Source organism: Kitasatospora sp. NPDC017646, from assembly GCF_044329365.1.
GTDB lineage: Bacteria > Actinomycetota > Actinomycetes > Streptomycetales > Streptomycetaceae > Kitasatospora.
Genome location: NZ_JBIRJC010000035.1, coordinates 1 through 20,685, shown reverse-complemented (window position 1 = coordinate 20,685; position 20,685 = coordinate 1). Strand labels below are relative to the sequence as shown.

Genomic DNA, 20,685 nt, shown 5'->3' with positions numbered 1-20,685 from the left:
CCCGGACCCCGGCCCGGGGCGCAGCGGGAGCTCCTGAACTTCCCGGCCGGAGGCCACCATGAAGCACCGCGCCCGCATCTCCACTGACGCCCGCCGCGCGTACTACTGCGCCGACAGCACCCGCCGCTGGATCGCCCGGTGCATCGGCCCGCGCCGCGTCGGCGGCATCTACCGCGGCCCCTACACCGGCGACACCCCCTACGAGGTCCTGGCGATCGACCCGGGCCCGCGCGAGGGCTGGCCGACCTGGCAGATCACCGTCCGCACCGTCGGCGAGGACCGGATCCGCCGGCACTGCACCGCCTGGGACCACGACCGCGACGTCGTCATCAAGCAGCCCGAGGACGAGAACTTCGCCCAGGCCTGGGCGGCCTGGCAGCTGACCCACGACCCCGACCCGTGGACGCCGCGCGAGGCGGACAGCCCGGACTGGCAGCACGTCCTGGACGAGATCGCCCACCCGGTGAGCACCGCCGCGTTCCAGAAGCTCGCCCACACCGCCCGCATCAGCTGACCGAGAGGAGCCCGCACCATGAGCAAGATCATGCTCACGACCGCCGCCGAGACCGACTGGCGGAGGCGCGCTGTCTGCGCCGAGGAGGACCCGGAGCTGTTCTTCCCGATCGGCAACACCGGCCCGGCACTGCTGCAGATCGAGGAAGCCCGGTCCGTCTGCCGTCGATGCCCGGTGATGGAGGAGTGCCTGACCTGGGCGCTGACGGCCGGTGAGGACGCCGGCGTCTGGGGCGGGATGTCGGAGGACGAGCGGCGGGCGATGAAGCGCCGCGCCGCCCGCAACCGCGCCCGCACCGCCTGACCCTCGCAGCGGTTGCTGTCGTTCGCCCCCGCCCCGGACGCCAGCGCGGGGGCGTTCGACGGTGCCCGACGCACCGCCCCGATAAGAGAGGACACCTTCGATGGCGCTTCCTACCTGGATGCTCACCCACACCGACACCTTGAAGCCGGTGCCACTGGCCGCGCTTGGCCAGCTCTTGGTCTGGCTGGACAGCACGGAGAACAGGGTGGACTGGAAGGCCGCCCGCCTGGCCCGCGAGATGGACCTGATCGAGGCCGAGCGCGCGCTGGAGGAGGCGCAGTACGGGCGGGAGAAGGCCACCGCCGAGCGCGTCGTCCAGCTGCGCGAGCGCGTGGCCGACGCGCGCGGCCGCGCCGGCCTGGCCGCGCTGGTTGAAGAGCTCGCCGAGCGGACCCGGCTGCGGATCGCCGCGACCGCCAACCACCCGGGCACCGACGCCGACGACAGCGTGCTGCGGGCGCTGGCCGTCGACCTCAACCTCGGCATCCGCAACCTGATCGACGCCCTGGCCGACACCGAGCACGTCCACCACCCGGCCGAGGCGCACCGCAACGCGGCCGCGGCCCTGACCGAGCTGACCTCCGCGCGCCGGGCGGTCGAGGCCACCGGCGCTGCCCGCGACCTGCGTCGCTGGGCCGAGGCGGTGAAGCTCGCGCTCGACGTGACCAGGCTGACCGCCATCCCGGCCTGACCGATCCCCATCACGCGCAGTTGAGAGGAGCCCCTGTGGCGACCCGACGCACCCCGGCCCGACGCTCGGCGGGGACGAAGACCACCACCACGAAGACCACCACCGCGCCGGAGGCTGTTCCGGCGCCCCGCGAGCCCGAGCTCGACCAGGCCGCCGCTTCCACCCTTGTGGAAGCCGCCCAGGCCGAGGCCGAGCAGCTGCGTGCCACCGCGCAGGCCGAGGCCGAGCAGCTGCTCGAGGCGGCCCGCCAGCGGGTGGCCGACGCCGAGCAGCACGCCGAGCAGATCCAGGCGCAGGCCGAGGCCGTCCTGGCCGGCGCCGAGCAGCAGGCCGCCGCGCGGAGCGCCGAGCTGGAGGAGCGGTTGCAGGCGGCGCGCGACGAGCTCACCGACGCGGTCAAGCAGCGCACCGCGACCGAGCAGTCGGTTGCCCGGTTGCAGCGGCTGACGGAGCAGCAGCTCCAGGGGGCCGAGCAGACGGTGGCCCGGGCCCGGGCGATCGCCGAGTCCGACCTGGCCGCCGCTGAGCAGACGGTGGCCCACCGGCGCGAGGTCGCCGCCAAGCTCCACGGCGAGGCGCAGGCGGAGGCCGGCCGGATCGTGGCCGCCGGCCGTGAGCGGGCCCAGCAGCTCATCGCCGAGGCCGAGCTGGCCAAGAAGCAGGCCGAGGCGGAGGCCGCGGCGAGCACCGCGCACGCCGAGCAGCTGGTCGCCGACGCCAGGCAGCGCGCCGAGGAGCTGGTCGCCGCCGCCGAGCAGGACGCCGCCGCCCGGCGCGAGTTGGCGGCGAAGGCCCGTGAGGAGGGCCGGGCCGACGCGGAGGCGTTGCGCGAGCAGGCCCGCGCGCAGGTCGAGGCCGCCGCAGAGGAGGCGGCGCAGTTGCTGGACGAGGCGCGGGAGCGGGCGGACGGGATCGCGGCGCAGGCCGAGGTGGAGGCCGACCAGCTCCGCCAGGAGGCGGCCGAGCTGCTGGCCGGCGCTGAGGCGCAGGCCACGGACGCGGTTGCCGAGGTGCGGGCGATGGCGGAGGCGAAGGCCTCCGGCGAGATCGCCAAGGCCCAGAGCGAGGCCGCCCAGCTCCTGGTCGCCGCCAAGGACGAGGCCTTCCAGCTGGTGGCCGCTGCCGAGGGGCGGGCCCGCGGGCTCGACCTCGCCAGTGGCCGGCAGCAGGAAGCGGCCGAGCAGCGGCTGGCGGCGATCCGTCGGGAGGCCGAGCGGGCCGAGGCCCTGGTCGCCAAGGCCCGGGTGCGCCAGAAGTTCGTCGACCTCTGGGGGCCGAGGGTCGCGCTGGGCGCGACGATCGTGCTGACCGCGTCCGGCGAGTTCGCTCTCGCTCGGCTGTCCGGCTGGCCCGCGGGGATCGCGTGGGCGCTGCCCCTGTCGATCGACGTCTACGTCGTCCAGAGCTTCCGCCGTCACCGGGACGTGCTGGGGGCGATCGTGCTGATGGTCGCCGCCAACGCCGTCTACCACCTGGCCAACGCCGGCTTGTTCGGCGTCGATGTCCACGGGCATCCGAAGTGGTGGCTCATTGTGACCGTCGCGGCGATCGCGCCGTGGGTGATGTGGCGCCTGCACCACATCACCCAGGAGGACGAGGACGGCTCCGACGAGGCCGGACCGGACGCCGGTGAGAGTGAGACCGGCGAGGGCGAGGGTGAGATCGACGGGCCGCTGTACGTCGGTCTCACCGATGGCCTCGCCGCCCTCCCCGCCGGTCTCACGGCTGACGTGAACGGAACGCGAGACCGGGTTGAGACCTGGCCCGGCCTTCATGAGACCGAGGCCGGTGAGACCGCCCCGGTGATGAGACTGGTTGAGACCGGCGACGGCGAGCGTGAGACCCGCAGGTCAGAGCGTGAGACCGATGCTGAGACCGGGCCGGGCGCGGCGCTGGTGAAGCGCACCGGTGAGACCCGGCGCCGCTCCGCGACCCAGGAGCTGGAGATCGAGGGCGAGGTCACCGCGCTGCTCAGTCTCATGTACCGCCGGGGCGACAAGGACGCGGTCTCACTGGACGACGCGATGAAGGTCATCGGCAAGTCCCGGGCGACGGCCGGGCGGCGGCTTGAGACCGCCCGGGGCCGCTTCAAGCAGACCGGCTGAGACCGGGCCGGTCCCGCGAACCTGACGGTGCGACGGACGAGCGGCCCGGTCCCCGCCGGATCGTCACTGAGAGCAACACATGTGGTCGGCCGCTCCGGTGGCCACCAGGGCGCGGGATTCGCCCTGGTGGCTTTCCGAAGGTGCCGACGGCACCGAGCACCACCGTAGCGACCCGTGCATCCGGCCGGAGCCCGGGTCGGTCAACTTCCCCTTCCTGGAGGACCCCATGAACCAGCACCACAAGAACGGGTGGACGTCGGAGCACCTGCTCCGGCCGCAGGGCACCAACCTGTACGCCGCCCAGCAGCGAGAGCGGCTGCGGCAGATGGCCAACGAGGTCCAGGCGCTGCTGCACGAGTACAAGTCGGCCCTGGAGAACATCCGATTCGAGGGTGACAAGCCCATGGAGGCGAAGGTCCGCGCATTCCGCGCGACCCGGCCGATGGCCGCCCTGGAAAAGCACCTGCGCGACGCGGTGAACGCGGCCGGAAAGATCGACGCCTCCTACAACCGCTTCTACGTGGAACTCCCGGTCAAGCGCGAGGCCCGCGCGAAGGCGAAGGCACTCCAGAAGGCCAACAAGGCCGGGACCCAGAACGCGCAGGGAATCCAGGCGGTGAACACGGCGGCGAACCTGCACGGAATTTCCGCCGGGCTCGCCGAGAACCCGAACGGAAACGGCGCGGGAACGCCCCAGGATCAAGCTACGGCGACGTTCCTGGATTTCCTGAAGGAGGCATGAAATGCCGCTCACTCCGGGGCAGCTCGCCCACTGGAATGCGCGGGTCTTGGCGGCCGGAACGAATGCGGAACGGGCGCCGGTCCTGTGGGACCTGGCCCGCGTGGTGGCCGGCAAGGACGAGGCCGCCTGGGCGGACCTGGTGCGCCTGCTCACCCAGTGGACGCAGGCCCGCGCCGGCTCCTGACGACCCTGTCGGCGGGGTGACTCTTCGCGCTCACCGAAACCGCCGCGATGCCGCGATCCGGGGTCTCCACGTGCGCGCACTGTGCGCGCACGCGAGAGACCCCGGATCGGTAACGGACAGTGACGAACGATTGGAGGCGGCCCGATGGCCGACGACACCACCGGGGGGACCGTGCACACCCTCCCCGGACTGAGCCTGCCGGGGGTCGTGGGCGAAGACGGCCCGGGCGACGGGCTGCCCACCCTCGCCCCGCTGACCACCGAATTCGCGCCGCCCGCCTCCCTTTCCGTGGAGGAAGGCCCTGACCTTTCCGGCCGGGAGGAATCCACCGCCACCGGAATGGAGGCCGCCCCGGCCGCCGGGTCCGGCTCCTTCGCCGGGACCGCCGCCATGTCCACCGTGATGATGGCGGGAATCACGGTCGCCGCCCTGCGCGGCGCCTATCACGCCGTCGGCTACCTGAAAGCCCGAGCGGAGCACTTCAAAGCCGTCCGGGACCAGCAGAGCGCCGCCGCCGGAAAGGCGAACACGGAACTCGAAAAGGCCCGCGTATCCGCCCTGGCGGCGCAGCAGCGGGGCCGTTTCCAGTCCGGCCCGGAATTCGGCCGGAGCATTCGGAATGGCGGCCCGAATTCCCCTCAGAATTCGGGCCGGATTAATGGCCCGGTGCCTTCCACGTTCCGCTCCACCGGGCCCACCGGGCCGACCGGTCCGCAGCCGAAGAAGCCCGAGACGGGCCGTGGAGGCGGGCAGGGCGGCGGCCCGGGGCCGGGTGGCAGCATCGGGCCCGGGCGGGTCCAGGAGGCCCGCAGGGGCGCCCTGGAGGCCTCCGGGCGAAATAGCCGTCTGGAGCGCAATTCCGGGCCCCAAAACGGGCCCCAAAGCGGCCCCCGGAACGGTCCCTTGAACTCCCGTCAGGACCGTCCTGGCCGCCAGCTCGCCGGGCCGGACACGATCCGCGGAGCGACCCGCCAGCGCGCCGCCGACCGGATCCTGAACGGCCCGAAGGACCGGCCGCCCGGCCCCGACCGGAGCAAGCCGGACCGGCAGACCAAGGCCGACCGGCAGACGCGGCCCGAGCGGCCAGCGGCCGGGCCGGACACCGTGCGCGGCGCCGCGCGGCGCCGGGTCGCCGACCGGATCACCACCGGCAGCTGGAAGCCCACCGGCGCCCACAACGGCGGCGGCGCCACCCCGGACACCATCCGCGGCGCGCTGCGCAAGCGGGCGGTCGACCGGATCCTGAACGGCAAGAAGCCCAAGGAAGCGAAGGACGGCACGACGGCCGCGGCGCAGCCGGCCACGCCGAGCACCGAGCTGGCCGTGCGGCCCGGGACGCCCGGCACCGGAAGCGGCCCGACGGGCGCGGCCGGGACAGCGTCGGCGGCCGGCGCCCGCAAGGGTCGCCGCTTCCGGCGGCTGTTCACCCCGGGCGGGGCGCCGGGATCGCGGCCCTGGCGGGTGCGCAGGCCCGGCACCACCGCACCCGGCAGCCCGGAAGGCCTTCGGGCCCGAAAGCGCCAGGCGAGCCAGGAACGCAAGGCCCGCAAGAGTCAGGAACGCCAGGAACGCCGGGCGCGGCAGACCCGCGAGCGGGCGGAGCGCACCAACACCCGCCGCTCGCAGAAAGCCCGCCGCACCGGCCGCGCCACCGGCACGGCGACGGGCCAGGCGGCCGGGACGGGGACGGACGGGTTCGGCCCGCCGCCCGGCTGGTTCCACAGCCCGGAGCACAAGGTGCGCCGCTACGACCGGCCCGACCCCGACAAGGCCGCCCCCGCCATCGGCCGCGGCCAGGCCGCCCTGCCCCGCGCCCCGTACAGCAACCCGCACACCCGGCCGGGCACGACCCGCCCCAACCCGATGCCCCCGGCATCACCGACTGGAGGACGACCCGTGACCATCCCCGCGCCCAGAGCGGCGGCCGGAGCCCAGTACGCCGGCGACTCGGATCTGACGATCTACGACGTCATCGAGGCGGATGCCGACATGGCGGAGGAGATCCTCGCGGGCGCCGACGACGCGCGCGAGGCGGCGGAGGGCTGCGAGAAGCTGCTCGGCCGCCTGGAGGCCCTGCACGCCAAAGTCCTGGCCCTGAAGGTGCCCGGCGTCCTGGAGGGCCTGGTCGCCTCCCTCATCGAGAAGGCCGAGGAGGTCAAGGCGAAGGCCGACGCGGTCGCCGAGAAGATCCCGGCCGCCGCCGAGGCCATCGCCGTGGCCGGGACCAACGCGGCCCGCCGCGACCAGCAGGTCGCCGACACCACCCGCGACATGGGCCACGCCGCACCCGCCGAGCGCGACTACCACCAGAAGTAAGGAGGACCCGCCTGATGTCCGACACCGACCTCGCGCCGGTCACCAGCCACGCGCCGGCCGCCGTCCACGACGCCCCCACCGACCGGCCCCCCGGCGGCGAGGTCGCCTCCACCGGCGGGGCGCTCGCCGCCGCCGGCGAGGTGATCCACGACGCCGTCAGCTACGGCGTCGTCATCACCCAGCTCGCCATCGCCGCGGCGCGCCTGGCCCACCTGTCCGAGAAGGTCACCGGCACCTACGAGTACGTCGAGAGCTGCGCGACGTCGGTACAGCGCCTCGCCGACCAGGCCGCCGGGATGAACGTCGACCGGGACACCGTCGGCGAGCACCGCGACGCCGCCGCGGTCATGCTCTCCGTCCTGGAGGAAGCCGAGGCCATGGCCACCGCCACCGCCGAGCTCTCCACCCTCTTCCAGCAGACGGCGGATGCGCACGAGGCCGACTACGGGCCGGTCGACGACGCGATCGCCAACAAGGAAGGCGAGATGGCCGACCGCGAGTTCTACGCCAACCGCTGACCCCCTCGGGGCGGCCGGTGCCGCCCCGCCAGGCCGGTGCCGGCCGCCCCTTCGCACCCCCAAATCCCCGCCGCTTCCCCGGCGGCACCCGCGAAGGAGCACCCCCGTTGATGTCCCTCGGCCCGCTGCGCGGGCGCATCGCCGTCGCCCGCGGCTACGTCGGCCGCACCGCCACCCTCGCCGGCACTGCAGGCCTTGCGGTCGGCGCCCTCACCACCGACACCCTCCCCTTCGCCGTCACACTCGCCGGCGCCGGAGCCGCCACCGCCTGGGGCCTGGCATGGTCCGCGACCCTGCCCGCAGGCCGCGTCCGCGACGCCGCCACCGCCCTCTACCTCGCCTCCCCCGTCAGCGCCGCCGGCCTGCTCGTCACCGAGCACCTGGTCCACGCCAGCCCCACCTGGTGGGAGTTCGCGCTGGACGCGCTCTGGGCGGTCGCCACCTGGAAGGTCCGCCCGGCCCGCATGGCCCGCGTCCTGGCCGGCCGCGAACGCTCCCTCACCCCGCAGGCCGTCCAGCAGGTCCAGGAGCAGCAGGCCGCCGACCTCGCGGTGGCCGGCTCCAACCACCCGATGTCCCTGTGGTGGGCGCAGCGGGTCGCCGTCGAGGGCGGTGTCGCCCCCGGCACCGTCCTGACCGACGTGGAGCGCACCGGCGAGAAGTCCATGACCGCGCTGATCCGCGCCGCAGCCCCCGGCACGCCGGTGCCCACGATCTCCATCACCGCCCTTTCCGCGCTCCTGGACTGGGACGAGGAGGAGATCACCGTCACCAAGGTCAAGGGCCACGGCGCCGGCATCCGGCGCCTGTACGTCGGCATCGCGCCGCAGCAGGTCATCGACCCCTACACCAACTGGGTCCAGAACATCGCCCCCAAGGGCATGCCCGGCACCCAGATCACCGAGATCCGCAAGGTCCCCGTCACCAACCTCACCAAGGAACTCCCGTGAGCGGCACCATCTACGAACTGACCGTCCAGGCCCCGCCCGGCGACATCATCACCTGCGACCCGGCCCGTCTGGCCGACGCCATGAACATCGACGACCCCTCCCGGCTGTCGATCGAGATCATGGGCAGCCGGGCCCTGGTCACCATCTACCCCTACGACCCGCTCGCCGACGTCCTCATGCCCGACCCCGACTGCCTGGTCATGGACGTCACCGGCCGGATCTGGATCGGCAGCTACCACAACGGCCGCCCCACCAAGCTGCGCCTGTACGACCCGAAGTCCGGCTCGGCGCAGCGCATGCTGCTCTTCGGCACCACCGGCGCCGGCAAGTCCACCGGCGGGCAGATCATCCTCGCCGCCATGAAGCGCTCCGGCGTCGGCGTGTTCTACGCCGACCTCAAGGGCGGCCAGTCCGCACCCGAGGCCCGCGACAACGTCGACTGGTGCGTCTACACGCAGGAAGGCGCCATCGCCCAGCTGCGCACCTACTGGAACATCATGAAGGAGCGCGAGCGCCGCTACGCCGAGGCCGGGCGCTCCAAGTTCCTGATGAACCGGCCCGATCCGCTGATGTACATGGTGGTGGACGAGGCGAACCGGCTGCTGGAGAAGGGCGCCCCGTACCGGGACGAGGCGACGTTCTACATCAAGGACATCGGCCGCACCGGCCGGAGCCTTGGGATGGGGATCGCGCTGTTCGCCCAGGCCGGCCACCTCGAGGAGCTCGGCGGCTCCGACACCCTGCGCTCCATGCTCAAGGAGGGCGAAGTCATCCTCCTGCGCTGGACGTCGAACCTGATGCGCCAGCTGGTCTCCGACGGCCTGCTGCCCGCCGGGCAGAAGCTCGCCTCCATCCCGAAGTACGCGGGCGCCGCCAAACTGGTCTCCCAGTTCGACACCACGGTGGAGGACGAGGACCGGCCCGGCACCCAGGGCAGCGGCTACCTGCTGTCCGGCCCGTCGCCGACGGCGCGGATGCGGTTCTTCCGCGTCGGCTCCCCGGTGCCGACCGAGGGCCTGGACCCCGAGATGCTCGCCCTGTACGGCGACGGCCCGCACCAGGTACTCGAAGAGGAGTCCTGGGAGGCCGCGGGCGAGGCCTACGTCAAGAAGCTGGACGGCCTGGAGGCCTACCAGCTGGCCTGCCCGGAGAAGGTCGACGACCCCGAAAGCGGCGGCGCAGGCGGCCGGGGACGGGCCGGCAACGGCGGGGGAGGGAACCGGGGAGGCAACGGCGGTGGTCGGGCGCGCAGCGCACCGGTCCCGGTCATCCCCACCCCGGAGCGCGAGCCGCGGCCGGCCTCCCGCCTCACCCTCGCCGACCGCGTCCAAGCCGTCCTGGAGAACACCGACGGCGAGGACCTGGACATCCACGAGATCCTCGCGGCCGTCAACGCCGACGGCGGCCGCCAGGTCGGCCTCGGCAGCGTCCGCAACGCCCTGCGGGGCCTGCGCGAGTAAGGGCGGGACGGCGAGGGCTCAGCAGTAGTCCTCGTCGTCCACCAGGTACACCCGGCCCCACTCGTCGGTGCGGGCCTCGTAGATGAACCCGCCGATCACGACCCCGGCCACGCGGATCTCCAGGCCTGGCTCGTAGTCGTCCGACAGGTGCACCACCCCGTCGTCGTCCGTGTACGCGTCGTAGATCACGTTGTCGTCCGAGACCACCTGCTCGAAGACGAACCCCTCACGCCGGATGAACCCCACGCCGTGCACCCTCTCTCCCGCTCCACCGTCTGCCGGCCACCAGCCTGACGCACCGTCGGCCCGCCCGGCAGCCCTTCAACCGCACCCGTTCCCACACGCCGCCAGGAGCCAACCGTGATCGTCACCGCCTCCCTCACCGCCGTGCTCGGCATCGTCGTCGTCGTCCTCTACCGGTTCGGCCGGCTGCGGATCCTGCCCAGCCTGACCGTCGGCGCCTTCGGCTTCAGCCTCGCCACCACCGGCGCCGCCCCGACGATCCAGGCCTTCCTCGGCGGCGCGGTCCACCTCCTCGCCAGCATCCGCTTCTGACCACCCGCCAACCGCCCCCGCACCGCCCGGGAAGGACCCCGCCCATGGACACCCGCCGCACACCCGCCGCCCCGCTCGGGCCCGTCGACCTGCTCCTCGCCGAGGCCGCCCACGACCCGCGCATGCGACCCCGCCCCTTCAACAACACCGCCGAGGAGACCGTCCGGGCGCTCACCGCCCTGCGGGAGGCGATGCAGCTGCGCCACCGCAGGGCACTGCCCGCCGCGCCCCGCCGGCCGCAGCTGCAGCCCGGCCCGCCCCACACCATCGTCATGGTCGACGAGGCCGAGCTCCTGATCGGCCAGGTGCGCAGCGGCAAGCAGTCCCCCGAAGCAGCCCGCCTGATCCGGGAGATCCTCGCCGCCGGCCCCACCCGCCGCATCAACGGCGACCGCCGCCTCCCCAAGCAGTAACCGCTCCCGGCCTCTCCCAGGGCCGCCGGATGCGCCCGCCACCGGCGCGGGCACATCCGGCGGCCCGAGAAGGCGCCGCGGCGCCCCGCCCACCCGCTTCCCCGAAGGAGACCCCGTGCCCGGCACCGACCACACCCCGAACCACGACTCGCAGGTCATCCTCCTCGAGCGCGGCTACGCGCCCACCACCATGAACGGGCAGCTCGTCGCCGTGCCGCTGAACGCGGACTGCGGGGACGCAACCTGCGTGCCCGCGATCGTCGACGGCCAGGCCACCGCCGTGCCCGTCTTCGACGTGAGCGCCCACCTGGACGCCATGGCGGCCCGCCTGGCCGACCACCGCCGGGCCATCGACGCCCTGGGCCCCGCCCCCGTCGCGGCCGCGCCGGCCGTCGACCCGGGCCTGTCGCTGGCGGTGCGCCAGTACGTCCTGTACGGCTCGATCGCCGCCCTCGCGGCCGGTGGCGCGGTGTGGATGCTCGGCGCCGCCGTCGCCGAGGTCGCCCCGCACGCCGGCCAGATCGGTGACCTCCTCAAGTGGGCCGGGCTCCTGGTCGCCCTGGTCGTGCTCGGCGTCTCCGGGCTGCTCGGCAAGCTGCGCTCCGTTGCGGCCGGCACCGGCGCCGGGGCGAGCGCGAACGCCGCCGGCGAGGGCGCCAGCGCGACCGGCACGGTGCTGGCCCTGGTCCACCGCACCCACACCACGACCATCGGCAAGCAGTCCGCCGGCTGGCGCGGTTCCATCAGCAACCACAACGGCTGACCAGCCGGTCCACCGGCCTCGCCCCCGGCCCGCCTGCGCCCGCCCCGCCACTCGGCCAGGCGGGCGCGGCGCGTCCGGGGACGTCGCCGGCCGACCGGCCGACCCCACCATGTGAAGGGAAAACCGCTGTGAACCAGCCCTCCGTCCAGCCCGCCCGCACCAAGACCTCCACCCCCGTCACGGGCGACTACGTGCTCTACCGCGACATCGACCGCTACCTCAAGGGCGAGAACGACCACACCCTGATCTGCCGTGTCCTGGGCGACTGGGGCCTGTACGCCCCGGGGAAGGTCAAGCTCCTTGTCCTGGCCAGCGGCGCGGTCATCGAGAAGGCCCCCGTCCTGTACACCCGGCCCTTCGACCCGGCCGAGTTCATGCACGACATCGACACCGCCCCGCTCACCGCGCTCGACGACGGCCGGATCATGACCGCCGCCGGTGCGTGGATCGCCGCCCAGCGCACCACCGCGGTGACCGGCACCGACACCCCCGCCCTGCCCGGCGGCGCGCAGGACTGACCGGCCGCCCGGCCTCGTCCCCGGCCCGCCTGCGCCCGCCCCGCCGAATCGGCCGGGCGGGCGCGGTGCGTCCGGGGGCGACGTCGGCCGACCGGCCACACCCCAATCCGATGTGCATCCGCCCCGGCGTCCGCGCCACCAACCCGAGAACAGGACCACGCCATGAACCAGCCCAGCCGGCCCAACCCGTTCGCCCCCTTCGGCCAGGAGCAGCCCGACCCGAAGGCCGGCGACGCCCCCGGCACGCTGCGTGCCGCCGCCGCCCAGCGCGCCCGCAAGCTCACCGCCCCCGGCAGCGTCCTGGACCGGCGCCGCCGTGAAGTCCTCGCCGCGCTGAACGGCGACTGGGACGACGCCCAGCCGTGGATCAAGGCCGTCGTCTACCTGCTCGCCCTCACCGCCGGCGTGCTGCTGCTCGCCGCCGCCGGCGGCATCCTCCTGACCGCGCTCACCGACCTGGTGAACGCGGTTCACCTGCCGACCACCCTGCCCGCCCACAGCACCGGCCTCGTACGGACCGTCACCGACCCCGTTCACCGCTACCTGGACTCCCGCACGGCTGGCATCCTGCCCGTCACGGGCACCGTGGCCTACACCCTGTGGAAGGCCACCGGCCTGGCTGCCGCTCTGATCGCGTTCGTCACCAGGGGCGCCACCGCGCGCCTGGCGTGGACCACCTGGTCGTGCGCCGCCCTCGCGATGGTCTGGGCTGGCACCGACCCCGCCGGGCGCCCGGTCGCCGTCGGCATCACCGCCGCCGCCATCGCCTTCGTCTCCCTGTTCGCCCTGCGCGGGCTGTCCTTCTCGCTGCGCCCGGTCATCTACAACATGCCCCGCAACGAGGTCGCCGCTCCGACCATCAACGTCACCATCCCCGCGCAGCCCGGTCCCGCTCAGGACACCGACCCGGCCCGGGAGCAGTAGCACCACCACGACCCGGGCGGTCCGGCGCGCCCAAGCGTGCCGGGCCGGCCGCCACCACACCCACCCATCCGCCCATCCGAAAGGGGCACCCGCCCGATGGCCTGGTCCATATCCCGTGACGCACGACTTGCCGAACTTCGCCAGCTGCACCACGCCCGCTCCGCGACCCTCGCCAACTCGGTGCCTGGCACCTTCGCCCACGACGGCCTGACCAAGGAATGCGACGCGATCTACGCCGAGATCAAACGCCTGGAGGCCTCCAGAGGCATCTCGCCGAAGGCCGTCCTCCTGGCCCTGGCGGTGCTCGCCCTGCTCGTCTACAGCCTCTCCCACTGATCCCGTCCGGGTCATCACGCTGACCACCGGCCCCACCCCGCAGCCCGGCACCCAGCCGGGCCGCAGGGGGCGGGGCCGGTGTGCGGCGCGGCCACCCGGCCGACACCAACACCAGGGAGCGACCATGTCCAAGACCGCCACCCCGACCTTCGCCAGCCTTGCCGAGCACCACGGCAAGGCGCTCGCCTACATCGCTGGCAGCGACACCGGCAACACCGTCCCCGCCGACCCGACCGCCGCCACCCCCGCCGAGCTCGTCCAGCTCGCCCGGGACGCCGCCGACACCCTCAACCACTGCCGCTTCTGGAACTGGGCCGAGGCGATGGAGGACGTCGCGATCCGGCTCGGCTACGCCCATCAGGCTGAGGACGACGCCGCGCGGACCGCCCTGCTGCAGGGCGCTGGCAAGGCGCTGCGCTCCACCGCCTACGACGCCGCGTGCGAGCTCGCGGACGCCAACGGCGACCCCCGCGACTTCTGACCAGCCCGGCCGGGACCGCCCGCGCGGTCCGGCCGCTCGCGTGCCCCCAACCAGCCCACCGAGAGGAAGCCGCGCCCGACTTCGACGTCAAGGTGATCAACACCGACGACTACCCGCTGATCATCACCGTCGACAAGAACAGCGTCGCAGACGTCCACGGCCGGATCCCGGCCGCCACCGTGGTCGGCATCCTGCGCCACCTCGCCGACCACTTCGAGCAGCAGGCCGCCGCCGACTGAGCCCAGGAAGGAGAGTGCAGTGCGCGCGATCGACCTCGACCCGACCGGCGAGCACCACGGCGGCACCCCGACCTTCCCCTGGAAGTTCGGCCCCGAGAAGGAGCGGCTGGCAACCCGCCGCCAGCTGCGCGAGATGGGCCTGCGCCCGGGCGGTCAGCCGGTCGCCGCCCAGGTCGTCTGTCGGGGCGGCAAACGCGTCGGCCATCTCTTCCCGGTCGCCGGCGCCAAGCCGGTGCGGCCGATGACCCCGGCCCGCGCCCTCGCCCTCGCCGCCGCGATGAAGGCGCGGATGACGTGCCCAGTCTGCAAAGTCACCTACGACTTCTGCCTGCCGCTGCGCTCGCTCGGCTCCTGCCTGCCGTGCAGCGAACTGTCCGACGAGGAGCGCGAGCAGCTCGCCGCCCTCGCCGCGGCCTGACGACCCCCCCGTTCCACCGGGCCGTGACGCTGCCCACCACCGTGCTCCGCCCCCTGGCCACCAGCCAGGCCGCGGCGGCGGGGCGCGGTGGTGCGCGGCGCGGCCGCCCGGCCGACATCCGCCACCACCCCCGGAGGCCACCGTGAACCGCCTGCTTCGCTTCCTGCCCGCCCGCCTGGTACGCCGCCTCGGCCACGAGCTCGCCCTGCACGACCCGGCCGCCCTGGCCGCGGCTCTGGAGGCCAACCTCGACGCTGCCCGCGGCCGAGCTCCGCTCCGCCTTGCGGAAAATGACCGGCCCGCTCGCTTTCCAGCCCGGGCTGGTCGACCTGCACCAGGAGAGCGCCGACATCGTCGTCTACCTGTGCAGCCTCGTGGCCGCGGCCGAGACCAACCTCGACCTCGACAACCCGGGCCAGTACGCGCTCTACCGGGAACTGCTCGACTCCCTGCGAACCGCTGAGGAGCTGCGCCAGCGCGTGGCGGCCGCCGCCTCCCGCGCCCTGCCCGCCGCCCCGAGCACCGCCGAACTCCAACACCTCTGACTCTCGTCCCGGGCCCTGACGCTGCCCACCACCACGCCCCATCCCCCGCGCCCACCAGGCCCGGGCAGCGGGGCGCCGTGGTGCGCGGCGCGGCCGCCCGGCCGACACACGAATCCGGAGGCACCGTGAAGACCGCCCACACCGCTCCCGCCGCCCGCTTCGCCACCGCCTACGCCCTGCTGCGCGCCAGCGCCGACGTCGGTGACCACTGGATTAACGCGGCACCCGCCGTGTCCAGCCACTCCCGCGTCCCGGTGGAGGTGGCCCGATGAAGCACCTCAACATCGAGCGCCTCGCGCTGCTGGGCGCGCTGATCGGCCTCTTCGGCGAGCTGCACCCTGCGCTCGATCAGTGGGCCCAGAAGTCGAATGACGCCTCCTGTAAGGGCATGTACGGGGACCACCTGGTCTACCGCGACGGCACGCCCGTCGGGCAGGAGACCGAGGACCGCACCGGCGAGCCGACCATGACCGCCACCGAACTCGGCCGCCTCAGCGTCGCCCGGCACGTCGCCTCGTACACCGCCGGCCAGCTGAACGGTCGCGGCCACCCGGGCGCTGGGCTACCGGGTCCCGACCGGGGCCCTGCTGGTCGGTGCCGCGATCAACGCGGCCACCCACGCCGTGATCGACCGACGCGAACCGCTGCTCTGGCTCGCCAAGAAGGCCGGCAAGAAGGGGTACATCGACCACTGCACCGCCGCCCGCGTCGCCGCCGACGGCACGGTCAGGGCCGAACTGTCCGGACCTGGCAGCGCTCTGATGGAGCTTGACCTTCTCTGCACCAAGGACCTGGCGCTCAGCTTGCGTTGAGTGAACTCGAAGTGAGGCATCAAGATCGGCTTGCGAACGGCTTCGCGTCGGCCCATTCCCAGAAGGCATGGCCAGCGTTGACCACCGCCTCCATGACAGAGAACAGTCCGGAGGGCTCAACGCCGGGCGGGACATCTACAGCGACGAAGCGGTCGCCGTTCCACTCGCTCAGCAATCCGGCAGCGGTGATCTCGGTCTTGACCCTCTCAGCAACTGGCTGAAGGTCGCTGGCAGGCAGATCAGGAATGAACAGGAACCGCAGCGTTCGATGCCGAGAGGTCCCGACCACGGCGCTGACATAGTCGTCGTCATTGAGGAGCACGGTGTCGCCCAGGGCGAGCCCGTAGACCGAGAACGGAACGCAGGCGACCTCGTAGGTCTCGTCGTTGATCGCTTTGAGCCAGAGCTGCTCGACCTGGCCCTCCAGTCCGAAGGGAGCCAGGTCGGCGCGCGCGATGTAGTTGGTCGCGGCCCGTCCGACCGGGTGCTCGTGGACGATGAACTGCATGACGGCACTCCCCAAGGCCAGCTCCGATGGCCTGCCATGATGCCGTAGCTGATCACTGCTGCTGTCGGCGGGGCCCGGGCAGCCCGAGCACCTCGACGTTCACCTTCCCCGCGTGCTGAAGAGCCGCGAGCGGTGACCGGTTAGCTCTCAGCGTCGAACCAGGACCCAATGTTGTTCCACATGAAGGGGGCGTTCCAGTCGGACTCGCCCTTCATCCAGCCGAGCATGGCCGCGATGACCTTGTCACGCGAGACAGTCCGGGTCTGGTAGTGCTCGGCAGGAACGCCGTCCCGGTATTCCAGCTGGAACGTGTTGTCCTCACGCATCCAAACCTGGACATACCAGTCTCCTGACTCCTCATCCACACGTTCGAGGATCAGGGCGCCGCCGCGCTGCAGGTTTGCTATCGCCGCACTCACGGTCGGCTTTGACGGTCGTTTGGCCAGCAGACCCATCCGACTTTTCATCACCACCATGCCGGGATCATGCCTCACCCGGCTGACATCCGTAGTCCAGAAAAGTGCAGCCGTTGCAGCTGGTCAGCTTCACCGTGGGTCCTCGCGGCCGGACTGCGGGCAATGTCAGCGCACCGCGACATCGGCAAGTCGGTGATCGACGTCGAGCGCGGCCCGCTGGCGATCCGGACCGGCCCCAATTCCGTTGACCGCTGACCCATGTCCATTGACTGAGAAAGAGGGACGCCGCCATGCGTACCGAGATCCACAACTTGACCGTCCTGGCCACCACCGCCCTGACCCTGATGGTGCTGATGGTCGGCCACAACCTGGCTGACCACGTGCTCGGCCAGAGCGATCGACAGGCCGCCCACAAGGGCGCCCCGAGCCGGGAAGAGGTCGCTGCTGGCGCAAGCCCGCGACGTGGCTGGGGCGCGTGCCTGGCCCACGTCGGGCAGTACCACCTGGTCCTGGCCGTCCTGCTCGGACTGACCTGGCTGGTCCTGCCGATGCACTGGAGCTGGACAGGCCTGACCGCCGGCCTCGCTTGGTCGATGGCGACCCACGCCCTCCTGGACCGGCGATTCCCTGTTCGCTGGATCCTGCAGCACACCGGCTCGCCCGACTTCGCCGAACTGCACAGCGCCGGCCTCAACGGCATGTACCTCGCCGATCTTCTCTGCACTAACGGCAGGAGTGTGGGAAGCCAGCTTCTATGCGGTGGGCGTGGGCGCCGGGGGCAGAACCTCAAGGACGACAGCCGTTCCAGCAACGGTTCGGTCTTCGTGCATGGTGATCACTTGGCCGGGCTGGAGATGCTGCCACTGCGAGGGGTCGAGGGGTGCGAGTCGCACCGAGGATCGCTCGCCGGGCCCCAGGAGGGGTGTGAACTCCACCCAGAGCGCGGCGATGTTGAGAGTCGGTTCGCCGGTCGGGGTTCGGTTTCCGATGTTCCACATCGGTCGCAGGACGCCGGCTCCGGAGAACGGCGTCTGCCGACGACTCTCGCTGGCCGGTCGGAGGGTGAGGTCGGCTCGGATGATGCCGTTGCGGGTCTCGATGCAGCGCCAATGGCACCAGGCGGCGCTCTTCTCCAGCCGCATCTGCTCGGCCGCCGTGGCCAGGGCTTCCCAGAAGCTGAGCGGAAGCGGGTGGACGTCGCCGAGTTCCTCCAGCAGTCCGAGGGCCACTTCCCACTCGTCGTGGGTGAGGTAGTCCCAGACGTCGTTGACCGTGATGTCGTTCTCGGTGGCGATCTCTTCGGGAACCAGCAGGGAGGCGGCTTCCAGCAGCTTGGGGACATCCATGACCTGATTCTGGACCACGGCGTCCTGGCTGCGGCTGGCGGTGCCCGGTGATGACGATCGAGCAGCTCGCGATGTTGGCGACGTTCGGTTCGACCTGGGCGGTGCTGGCCGTCGGTCACAACGTCGCGGACCACGTGTTCGGCCAGAGCGACCACCAGGCGACGAACAAGGGGGCGCCGACGGTGGAGGACGTGGCCGCCGGGGTGAACCCTCGCCGGGGATGGGCCGCGTGCCTGGCCCACGTCGGCCAGTACCACCTGGTCATGGGCGCGCTTCTCGCCCTGGTGTGGCTGTTCATCCCGCTGCCGCTGTCGGTGACCGGCTTGGCCGCCGGGTTCGCCTGGTCGGCGGCCACTCATGCCCTGTTGGACCGGCGCTGGCCGGTGCGCTGGCTGCTGCAGCGCACCGGCTCGCCGGCCTTCGCCGAGCTGCGGACGGCCGGGCTCAATGGAATGTATTTGGCAGATCAGGCCCTGCATTCCGGAGCACTGCTCGTCTCGGCGCTGCTGATCACCCGTCTGTGACCTGGGGTTCTTGATGAGGAATCACCGGGAGGCCGAGCGAGACGGGGCCCTGACGCTGGAAGCGTCGCGCCTGCTCGCGCTTGCTCCGCAGAAAGGTGAGGGTGAGGTCGAGCCCTTCGATCTCACCCTGCCAGCCCTCGGCGGTAGCCCGATCGCGTCGAGCGAGGAGATCTTGCTCCAGTTCATCGAGCCGCGGGATCATCTTCGGGTTGATCGAGAGCATCGGGCAGCGGATGCAGGCTTCTCTGAACTTGCGATCGCTACTCGAGGCTCTGTGTAAATCGCTGGCAGCTGGGTCCTCGCCGGGCAAAGATGCAGCCATGCGCCATGCCAACACCGACCCCGAGCTGATGGACCTGGTCCGACGATTCGTCACGCCCGGCCGGCGGTACCTGCGGCTGGGTGGAAGCTCGCTGCGGTTGAGCGGGCCTGAGCGTGAGTTGTTCGTGAGGGAGCTGGTCCAGGCTGCCGGGGAGATCACTCCCGCTGAACTCGGCATCCTTTTCGAGGGCGGCTGGCGAGAGTGCAGGACTGCCTCCTGGCTGGTTGCCGTGGCCGGCAGGACCGAGTTCCGCAGCCGCATCGGCGAACTCCTGCTGGCCAGCGGAGGCCCCTACGGCGGGTCATACTGCATCACTCTTGCCACTTTCGGCACCGGCGCGGACGCCGATCTGGTCTGCAGATACCTTGATCGCTACTTGCCTCAACCCGACCTCGTCTGGGACCAGACCTTTGCTCTCAGCACACTGCTTCATCTCGATGCCGTCCTCGGGACCGAGCGAGCATCCCGATACCTTGCCGCCGGTGGCCTGTGGCAGCAGTGGACCGATGCCACGTCGAACATGGTGCGGGATCCGCAGGAGTACCGGCAGGTCGTGGACCAGCTCTGTTCCCTCGCCAGCGAGTGCGCTGAACTCTTCGCCAGAATGAGGAAGTTCCATCGTGATTGGTGCAGGTCACCGGCCCTGGTGTGACGAGTCGTTGGGATGCTCGCGCAGTTCATCACGGTGATCGTCGCGGGGAGATCATCCGTCACCGGGCGACCTGGTGGTGCGTCAGTACCAGCAGGGCCCGCACCAGCGCGGTTGCGTGCCGCGGGTGCATGCGCACCTTGGTCAGGATCCGGAAGGTCTTCAGGCTTGCGAAGCCGTGCTCGACCGGCGCTCGCAGGCTGCTGATCAGCCGGTTCGCGACCTTCTTCGGGGACGAGAGGCGCTTGCCGCCGCTCGCCTTGAAGCCCGTGATGACCGCCGGCTGTTCCTGGGCCCCGTCGTCCAGGCCGACGAACCCCAGATCGGCCACCGCTCCCAGCTGAAACTCCCGCAGCCGCGCGCACAGCTTCTCGTAGCGGGCGGCTGCGATCTCGCTGCAGGCGCCGCGGCGGGCCGAGGAGATCCATAACAGCCGGCCCTTCGCATCGGTCAGGGCGAGAAACAGCAGGCCATGCGCCTTGTGCTTCCCTGAGTAGTTCTTCCGGTTCGCCCGCCCACTGCGCCGCCGGGTACGGATCAGCGTGCCGTCCAACAGCACCACGCACCCGCTGTCCTTGGCCACCTTCGCCAGCGCGCGGTCCAGGCGGGGAGAGCGTGCGGCCAGCAGGTCGATCACCTCCAGCACCCACCGGCGCACCGTGGAGACCGAGACCGCGTTGCCGCCGGCCAGGTCGGCCAGCCGCTCGTCATTGCGCAGGTGGGCCAGCACTATGACCGCGATCCGCCCGGCGTCCAGCTTGCGCCAGCGGGAGCGGATCTTCTTGCGGTGGGCGCGGATCAGGCCGGCCACGTAGTCGACGGTCCGGCCGGACAGCGGCAGGCGGACGCAGTAGACAAGGCTGACAGCGTCCCCGGCTGGGCTGGTGGTTTTGTTCATACACAGCCCAACTCCAGCCGAGGGCACCCGCGTTGCGGCGCAAATCGGCCGTTGTGCCGTGCCAGGCCGGTGGCGGGCTACCTGGGCAGGTAGCGTCCCGCCGGGGTTCGGGTGATCCAGCCGCGCTCGGCCAGCTTGCGCAGCTTCCCGCGCACCGGCTCCACCTTCGCCGGCACCGTATCCAGCCCCAGCTCACGGGCCACGTCCTTGGCCTGCAGCGGGCCGTCGCCGCCCG

Annotated in this window: 30 protein-coding genes; 24 read left to right on the top strand and 6 right to left on the bottom strand. The window is 72.2% G+C overall.

Annotation, left to right across the window (positions count from 1 at the left end; translation table 11 throughout):
* The first annotated feature begins 58 nt into the window (after nucleotides 1–58).
* The 10 genes from ACH4J0_RS33825 (at nucleotide 59) to ACH4J0_RS33780 (ending at nucleotide 9,783) form a co-directional block, all read left to right on the top strand.
* The gene (locus tag ACH4J0_RS33825) at nucleotides 59–514 is read left to right on the top strand and encodes a hypothetical protein (protein ID WP_396244829.1); all 456 of its coding nucleotides are present in this window, start codon (nucleotides 59–61) and stop codon (nucleotides 512–514) included.
* 30 nt (nucleotides 515–544) lie between these two features.
* Nucleotides 545–817, top strand: a complete 273-nt coding sequence (locus ACH4J0_RS33820) for a WhiB family transcriptional regulator (protein WP_030557369.1) — start codon at nucleotides 545–547, stop codon at nucleotides 815–817.
* A 100-nt stretch (nucleotides 818–917) separates the two neighbouring features.
* The gene (locus ACH4J0_RS33815; protein WP_396244827.1) at nucleotides 918–1,508 is read left to right on the top strand and encodes a hypothetical protein; all 591 of its coding nucleotides are present in this window, start codon (nucleotides 918–920) and stop codon (nucleotides 1,506–1,508) included.
* 35 nt (nucleotides 1,509–1,543) lie between these two features.
* A complete protein-coding gene (locus ACH4J0_RS33810; RefSeq protein ID WP_396244826.1) occupies nucleotides 1,544–3,613 on the top strand; it encodes a hypothetical protein in 2,070 nt (689 codons plus the stop codon).
* Between the two features lie 226 nt (nucleotides 3,614–3,839).
* Nucleotides 3,840–4,355, top strand: coding sequence for a hypothetical protein (locus ACH4J0_RS33805; protein ID WP_396244824.1), 516 nt, complete (start codon nucleotides 3,840–3,842; stop codon nucleotides 4,353–4,355).
* A gap of 1 nt (nucleotide 4,356) precedes the next feature.
* Nucleotides 4,357–4,539, top strand: a complete 183-nt coding sequence (locus ACH4J0_RS33800) for a hypothetical protein (RefSeq protein WP_030557373.1) — start codon at nucleotides 4,357–4,359, stop codon at nucleotides 4,537–4,539.
* Nucleotides 4,540–4,683: 144 nt separating this feature from the next.
* Nucleotides 4,684–6,855, top strand: coding sequence for a hypothetical protein (locus ACH4J0_RS33795; protein WP_396244823.1), 2,172 nt, complete (start codon nucleotides 4,684–4,686; stop codon nucleotides 6,853–6,855).
* A gap of 14 nt (nucleotides 6,856–6,869) precedes the next feature.
* The gene (locus ACH4J0_RS33790) at nucleotides 6,870–7,373 is read left to right on the top strand and encodes a hypothetical protein (protein WP_396244821.1); all 504 of its coding nucleotides are present in this window, start codon (nucleotides 6,870–6,872) and stop codon (nucleotides 7,371–7,373) included.
* 110 nt (nucleotides 7,374–7,483) lie between these two features.
* A complete protein-coding gene (locus tag ACH4J0_RS33785) occupies nucleotides 7,484–8,323 on the top strand; it encodes a hypothetical protein (protein ID WP_396244819.1) in 840 nt (279 codons plus the stop codon).
* Entirely contained in the window at nucleotides 8,320–9,783 is a 1,464-nt protein-coding gene (locus ACH4J0_RS33780; protein ID WP_396244818.1) for a transfer protein, read from the top strand. Before ACH4J0_RS33785 ends, ACH4J0_RS33780 begins: the two co-directional genes overlap by 4 nt.
* Nucleotides 9,784–9,801: 18 nt before the next feature.
* Here ACH4J0_RS33780 and ACH4J0_RS33775 read toward each other — a convergent pair whose 3' ends face one another.
* Entirely contained in the window at nucleotides 9,802–10,029 is a 228-nt protein-coding gene (locus ACH4J0_RS33775; RefSeq protein WP_141763658.1) for a hypothetical protein, read from the bottom strand.
* Between the two features lie 114 nt (nucleotides 10,030–10,143).
* Here ACH4J0_RS33775 and ACH4J0_RS33770 point away from each other — a divergent pair, with 114 nt between their 5' ends.
* The 12 genes from ACH4J0_RS33770 (at nucleotide 10,144) to ACH4J0_RS33715 (ending at nucleotide 15,787) form a co-directional block, all read left to right on the top strand.
* A complete protein-coding gene (locus ACH4J0_RS33770) occupies nucleotides 10,144–10,338 on the top strand; it encodes a hypothetical protein (protein WP_030557381.1) in 195 nt (64 codons plus the stop codon).
* 44 nt (nucleotides 10,339–10,382) lie between these two features.
* A complete protein-coding gene (locus ACH4J0_RS33765; RefSeq protein ID WP_030557382.1) occupies nucleotides 10,383–10,751 on the top strand; it encodes a hypothetical protein in 369 nt (122 codons plus the stop codon).
* 115 nt (nucleotides 10,752–10,866) lie between these two features.
* The gene (locus ACH4J0_RS33760; RefSeq protein ID WP_396244815.1) at nucleotides 10,867–11,514 is read left to right on the top strand and encodes a hypothetical protein; all 648 of its coding nucleotides are present in this window, start codon (nucleotides 10,867–10,869) and stop codon (nucleotides 11,512–11,514) included.
* A gap of 128 nt (nucleotides 11,515–11,642) precedes the next feature.
* Complete coding sequence (locus tag ACH4J0_RS33755; protein WP_396244813.1) at nucleotides 11,643–12,032, top strand: hypothetical protein; 390 nt, start codon at nucleotides 11,643–11,645, stop codon at nucleotides 12,030–12,032.
* 162 nt (nucleotides 12,033–12,194) lie between these two features.
* Complete coding sequence (locus ACH4J0_RS33750) at nucleotides 12,195–12,956, top strand: hypothetical protein (RefSeq protein WP_396244812.1); 762 nt, start codon at nucleotides 12,195–12,197, stop codon at nucleotides 12,954–12,956.
* Between the two features lie 96 nt (nucleotides 12,957–13,052).
* Nucleotides 13,053–13,292, top strand: coding sequence for a hypothetical protein (locus ACH4J0_RS33745; RefSeq protein ID WP_396244811.1), 240 nt, complete (start codon nucleotides 13,053–13,055; stop codon nucleotides 13,290–13,292).
* Nucleotides 13,293–13,416: 124 nt separating this feature from the next.
* On the top strand, nucleotides 13,417–13,773 hold the full coding sequence (locus ACH4J0_RS33740) for a hypothetical protein (RefSeq protein WP_396244810.1): 357 nt from the start codon (nucleotides 13,417–13,419) through the stop codon (nucleotides 13,771–13,773).
* A 92-nt stretch (nucleotides 13,774–13,865) separates the two neighbouring features.
* The gene (locus ACH4J0_RS33735) at nucleotides 13,866–14,012 is read left to right on the top strand and encodes a hypothetical protein (RefSeq protein WP_396244808.1); all 147 of its coding nucleotides are present in this window, start codon (nucleotides 13,866–13,868) and stop codon (nucleotides 14,010–14,012) included.
* Nucleotides 14,013–14,031: 19 nt separating this feature from the next.
* On the top strand, nucleotides 14,032–14,430 hold the full coding sequence (locus ACH4J0_RS33730) for an RRQRL motif-containing zinc-binding protein (RefSeq protein WP_396244806.1): 399 nt from the start codon (nucleotides 14,032–14,034) through the stop codon (nucleotides 14,428–14,430).
* Between the two features lie 290 nt (nucleotides 14,431–14,720).
* Complete coding sequence (locus ACH4J0_RS33725; RefSeq protein WP_396244805.1) at nucleotides 14,721–14,975, top strand: hypothetical protein; 255 nt, start codon at nucleotides 14,721–14,723, stop codon at nucleotides 14,973–14,975.
* 125 nt (nucleotides 14,976–15,100) lie between these two features.
* Nucleotides 15,101–15,247 (top strand): hypothetical protein, encoded by a 147-nt coding sequence (locus tag ACH4J0_RS33720; RefSeq protein WP_396244803.1) that lies wholly within the window; start codon nucleotides 15,101–15,103, stop codon nucleotides 15,245–15,247.
* A gap of 351 nt (nucleotides 15,248–15,598) precedes the next feature.
* Nucleotides 15,599–15,787 (top strand): hypothetical protein, encoded by a 189-nt coding sequence (locus tag ACH4J0_RS33715; RefSeq protein WP_396244802.1) that lies wholly within the window; start codon nucleotides 15,599–15,601, stop codon nucleotides 15,785–15,787.
* 19 nt (nucleotides 15,788–15,806) lie between these two features.
* On the opposite strand, the gene ACH4J0_RS33710 is transcribed toward ACH4J0_RS33715, so the two are convergent.
* The 3 genes from ACH4J0_RS33710 to ACH4J0_RS33700 form a co-directional block, all read right to left on the bottom strand.
* Nucleotides 15,807–16,295: a DUF4265 domain-containing protein gene (locus ACH4J0_RS33710; protein ID WP_396244800.1), complete on the bottom strand. Its 489-nt coding sequence runs from the start codon at nucleotides 16,293–16,295 to the stop codon at nucleotides 15,807–15,809.
* A 140-nt stretch (nucleotides 16,296–16,435) separates the two neighbouring features.
* Nucleotides 16,436–16,771, bottom strand: coding sequence for a hypothetical protein (locus tag ACH4J0_RS33705; protein WP_396244799.1), 336 nt, complete (start codon nucleotides 16,769–16,771; stop codon nucleotides 16,436–16,438).
* Between the two features lie 692 nt (nucleotides 16,772–17,463).
* Nucleotides 17,464–18,057, bottom strand: coding sequence for a hypothetical protein (locus tag ACH4J0_RS33700; protein WP_396244797.1), 594 nt, complete (start codon nucleotides 18,055–18,057; stop codon nucleotides 17,464–17,466).
* A 50-nt stretch (nucleotides 18,058–18,107) separates the two neighbouring features.
* Between ACH4J0_RS33700 and ACH4J0_RS33695 the strand changes: the two genes are divergently transcribed.
* Nucleotides 18,108–18,581: a hypothetical protein gene (locus ACH4J0_RS33695; RefSeq protein ID WP_396244796.1), complete on the top strand. Its 474-nt coding sequence runs from the start codon at nucleotides 18,108–18,110 to the stop codon at nucleotides 18,579–18,581.
* Here ACH4J0_RS33695 and ACH4J0_RS33690 read toward each other — a convergent pair.
* Complete coding sequence (locus ACH4J0_RS33690; protein WP_396244795.1) at nucleotides 18,568–18,804, bottom strand: recombinase; 237 nt, start codon at nucleotides 18,802–18,804, stop codon at nucleotides 18,568–18,570. The two genes, ACH4J0_RS33695 and ACH4J0_RS33690, sit on opposite strands and share 14 nt — an antisense overlap.
* On the opposite strand from ACH4J0_RS33690, the gene ACH4J0_RS33685 reads away from it, so the two are divergent.
* On the top strand, nucleotides 18,791–19,555 hold the full coding sequence (locus ACH4J0_RS33685) for a DUF6000 family protein (protein ID WP_396244794.1): 765 nt from the start codon (nucleotides 18,791–18,793) through the stop codon (nucleotides 19,553–19,555). The genes ACH4J0_RS33690 and ACH4J0_RS33685 overlap by 14 nt on opposite strands.
* A 58-nt stretch (nucleotides 19,556–19,613) precedes the next feature.
* Here ACH4J0_RS33685 and ACH4J0_RS33680 read toward each other — a convergent pair whose 3' ends face one another.
* Nucleotides 19,614–20,363, bottom strand: coding sequence for a transposase family protein (locus tag ACH4J0_RS33680; protein WP_396244792.1), 750 nt, complete (start codon nucleotides 20,361–20,363; stop codon nucleotides 19,614–19,616).
* Between the last annotated feature and the right edge of the window lie 322 nt (nucleotides 20,364–20,685).

What these genes read in the sequence shown, in the direction of transcription:
- ACH4J0_RS33710 (WP_396244800.1), bottom strand. Translation starts at nt 16,295, where the DNA reads ATGCAGTTCATCGTCCACGAGCACCCGGTCGGACGGGCCGCGACCAAC.
- ACH4J0_RS33745 (WP_396244811.1), top strand. Translation starts at nt 13,053, where the DNA reads ATGGCCTGGTCCATATCCCGTGACGCACGACTTGCCGAACTTCGCCAG.
- ACH4J0_RS33765 (WP_030557382.1), top strand. Translation starts at nt 10,383, where the DNA reads ATGGACACCCGCCGCACACCCGCCGCCCCGCTCGGGCCCGTCGACCTG.
- ACH4J0_RS33805 (WP_396244824.1), top strand. Translation starts at nt 3,840, where the DNA reads ATGAACCAGCACCACAAGAACGGGTGGACGTCGGAGCACCTGCTCCGG.
- ACH4J0_RS33825 (WP_396244829.1), top strand. Translation starts at nt 59, where the DNA reads ATGAAGCACCGCGCCCGCATCTCCACTGACGCCCGCCGCGCGTACTAC.
- ACH4J0_RS33740 (WP_396244810.1), top strand. Translation starts at nt 13,417, where the DNA reads ATGTCCAAGACCGCCACCCCGACCTTCGCCAGCCTTGCCGAGCACCAC.
- ACH4J0_RS33725 (WP_396244805.1), top strand. Translation starts at nt 14,721, where the DNA reads ATGACCGGCCCGCTCGCTTTCCAGCCCGGGCTGGTCGACCTGCACCAG.
- ACH4J0_RS33700 (WP_396244797.1), bottom strand. Translation starts at nt 18,057, where the DNA reads ATGGATGTCCCCAAGCTGCTGGAAGCCGCCTCCCTGCTGGTTCCCGAA.
- ACH4J0_RS33820 (WP_030557369.1), top strand. Translation starts at nt 545, where the DNA reads ATGCTCACGACCGCCGCCGAGACCGACTGGCGGAGGCGCGCTGTCTGC.
- ACH4J0_RS33790 (WP_396244821.1), top strand. Translation starts at nt 6,870, where the DNA reads ATGTCCGACACCGACCTCGCGCCGGTCACCAGCCACGCGCCGGCCGCC.
- ACH4J0_RS33815 (WP_396244827.1), top strand. Translation starts at nt 918, where the DNA reads ATGGCGCTTCCTACCTGGATGCTCACCCACACCGACACCTTGAAGCCG.
- ACH4J0_RS33750 (WP_396244812.1), top strand. Translation starts at nt 12,195, where the DNA reads ATGAACCAGCCCAGCCGGCCCAACCCGTTCGCCCCCTTCGGCCAGGAG.
- ACH4J0_RS33800 (WP_030557373.1), top strand. Translation starts at nt 4,357, where the DNA reads ATGCCGCTCACTCCGGGGCAGCTCGCCCACTGGAATGCGCGGGTCTTG.
- ACH4J0_RS33705 (WP_396244799.1), bottom strand. Translation starts at nt 16,771, where the DNA reads ATGGTGGTGATGAAAAGTCGGATGGGTCTGCTGGCCAAACGACCGTCA.
- ACH4J0_RS33795 (WP_396244823.1), top strand. Translation starts at nt 4,684, where the DNA reads ATGGCCGACGACACCACCGGGGGGACCGTGCACACCCTCCCCGGACTG.
- ACH4J0_RS33690 (WP_396244795.1), bottom strand. Translation starts at nt 18,804, where the DNA reads ATGCTCTCGATCAACCCGAAGATGATCCCGCGGCTCGATGAACTGGAG.
- ACH4J0_RS33695 (WP_396244796.1), top strand. Translation starts at nt 18,108, where the DNA reads ATGACGATCGAGCAGCTCGCGATGTTGGCGACGTTCGGTTCGACCTGG.
- ACH4J0_RS33785 (WP_396244819.1), top strand. Translation starts at nt 7,484, where the DNA reads ATGTCCCTCGGCCCGCTGCGCGGGCGCATCGCCGTCGCCCGCGGCTAC.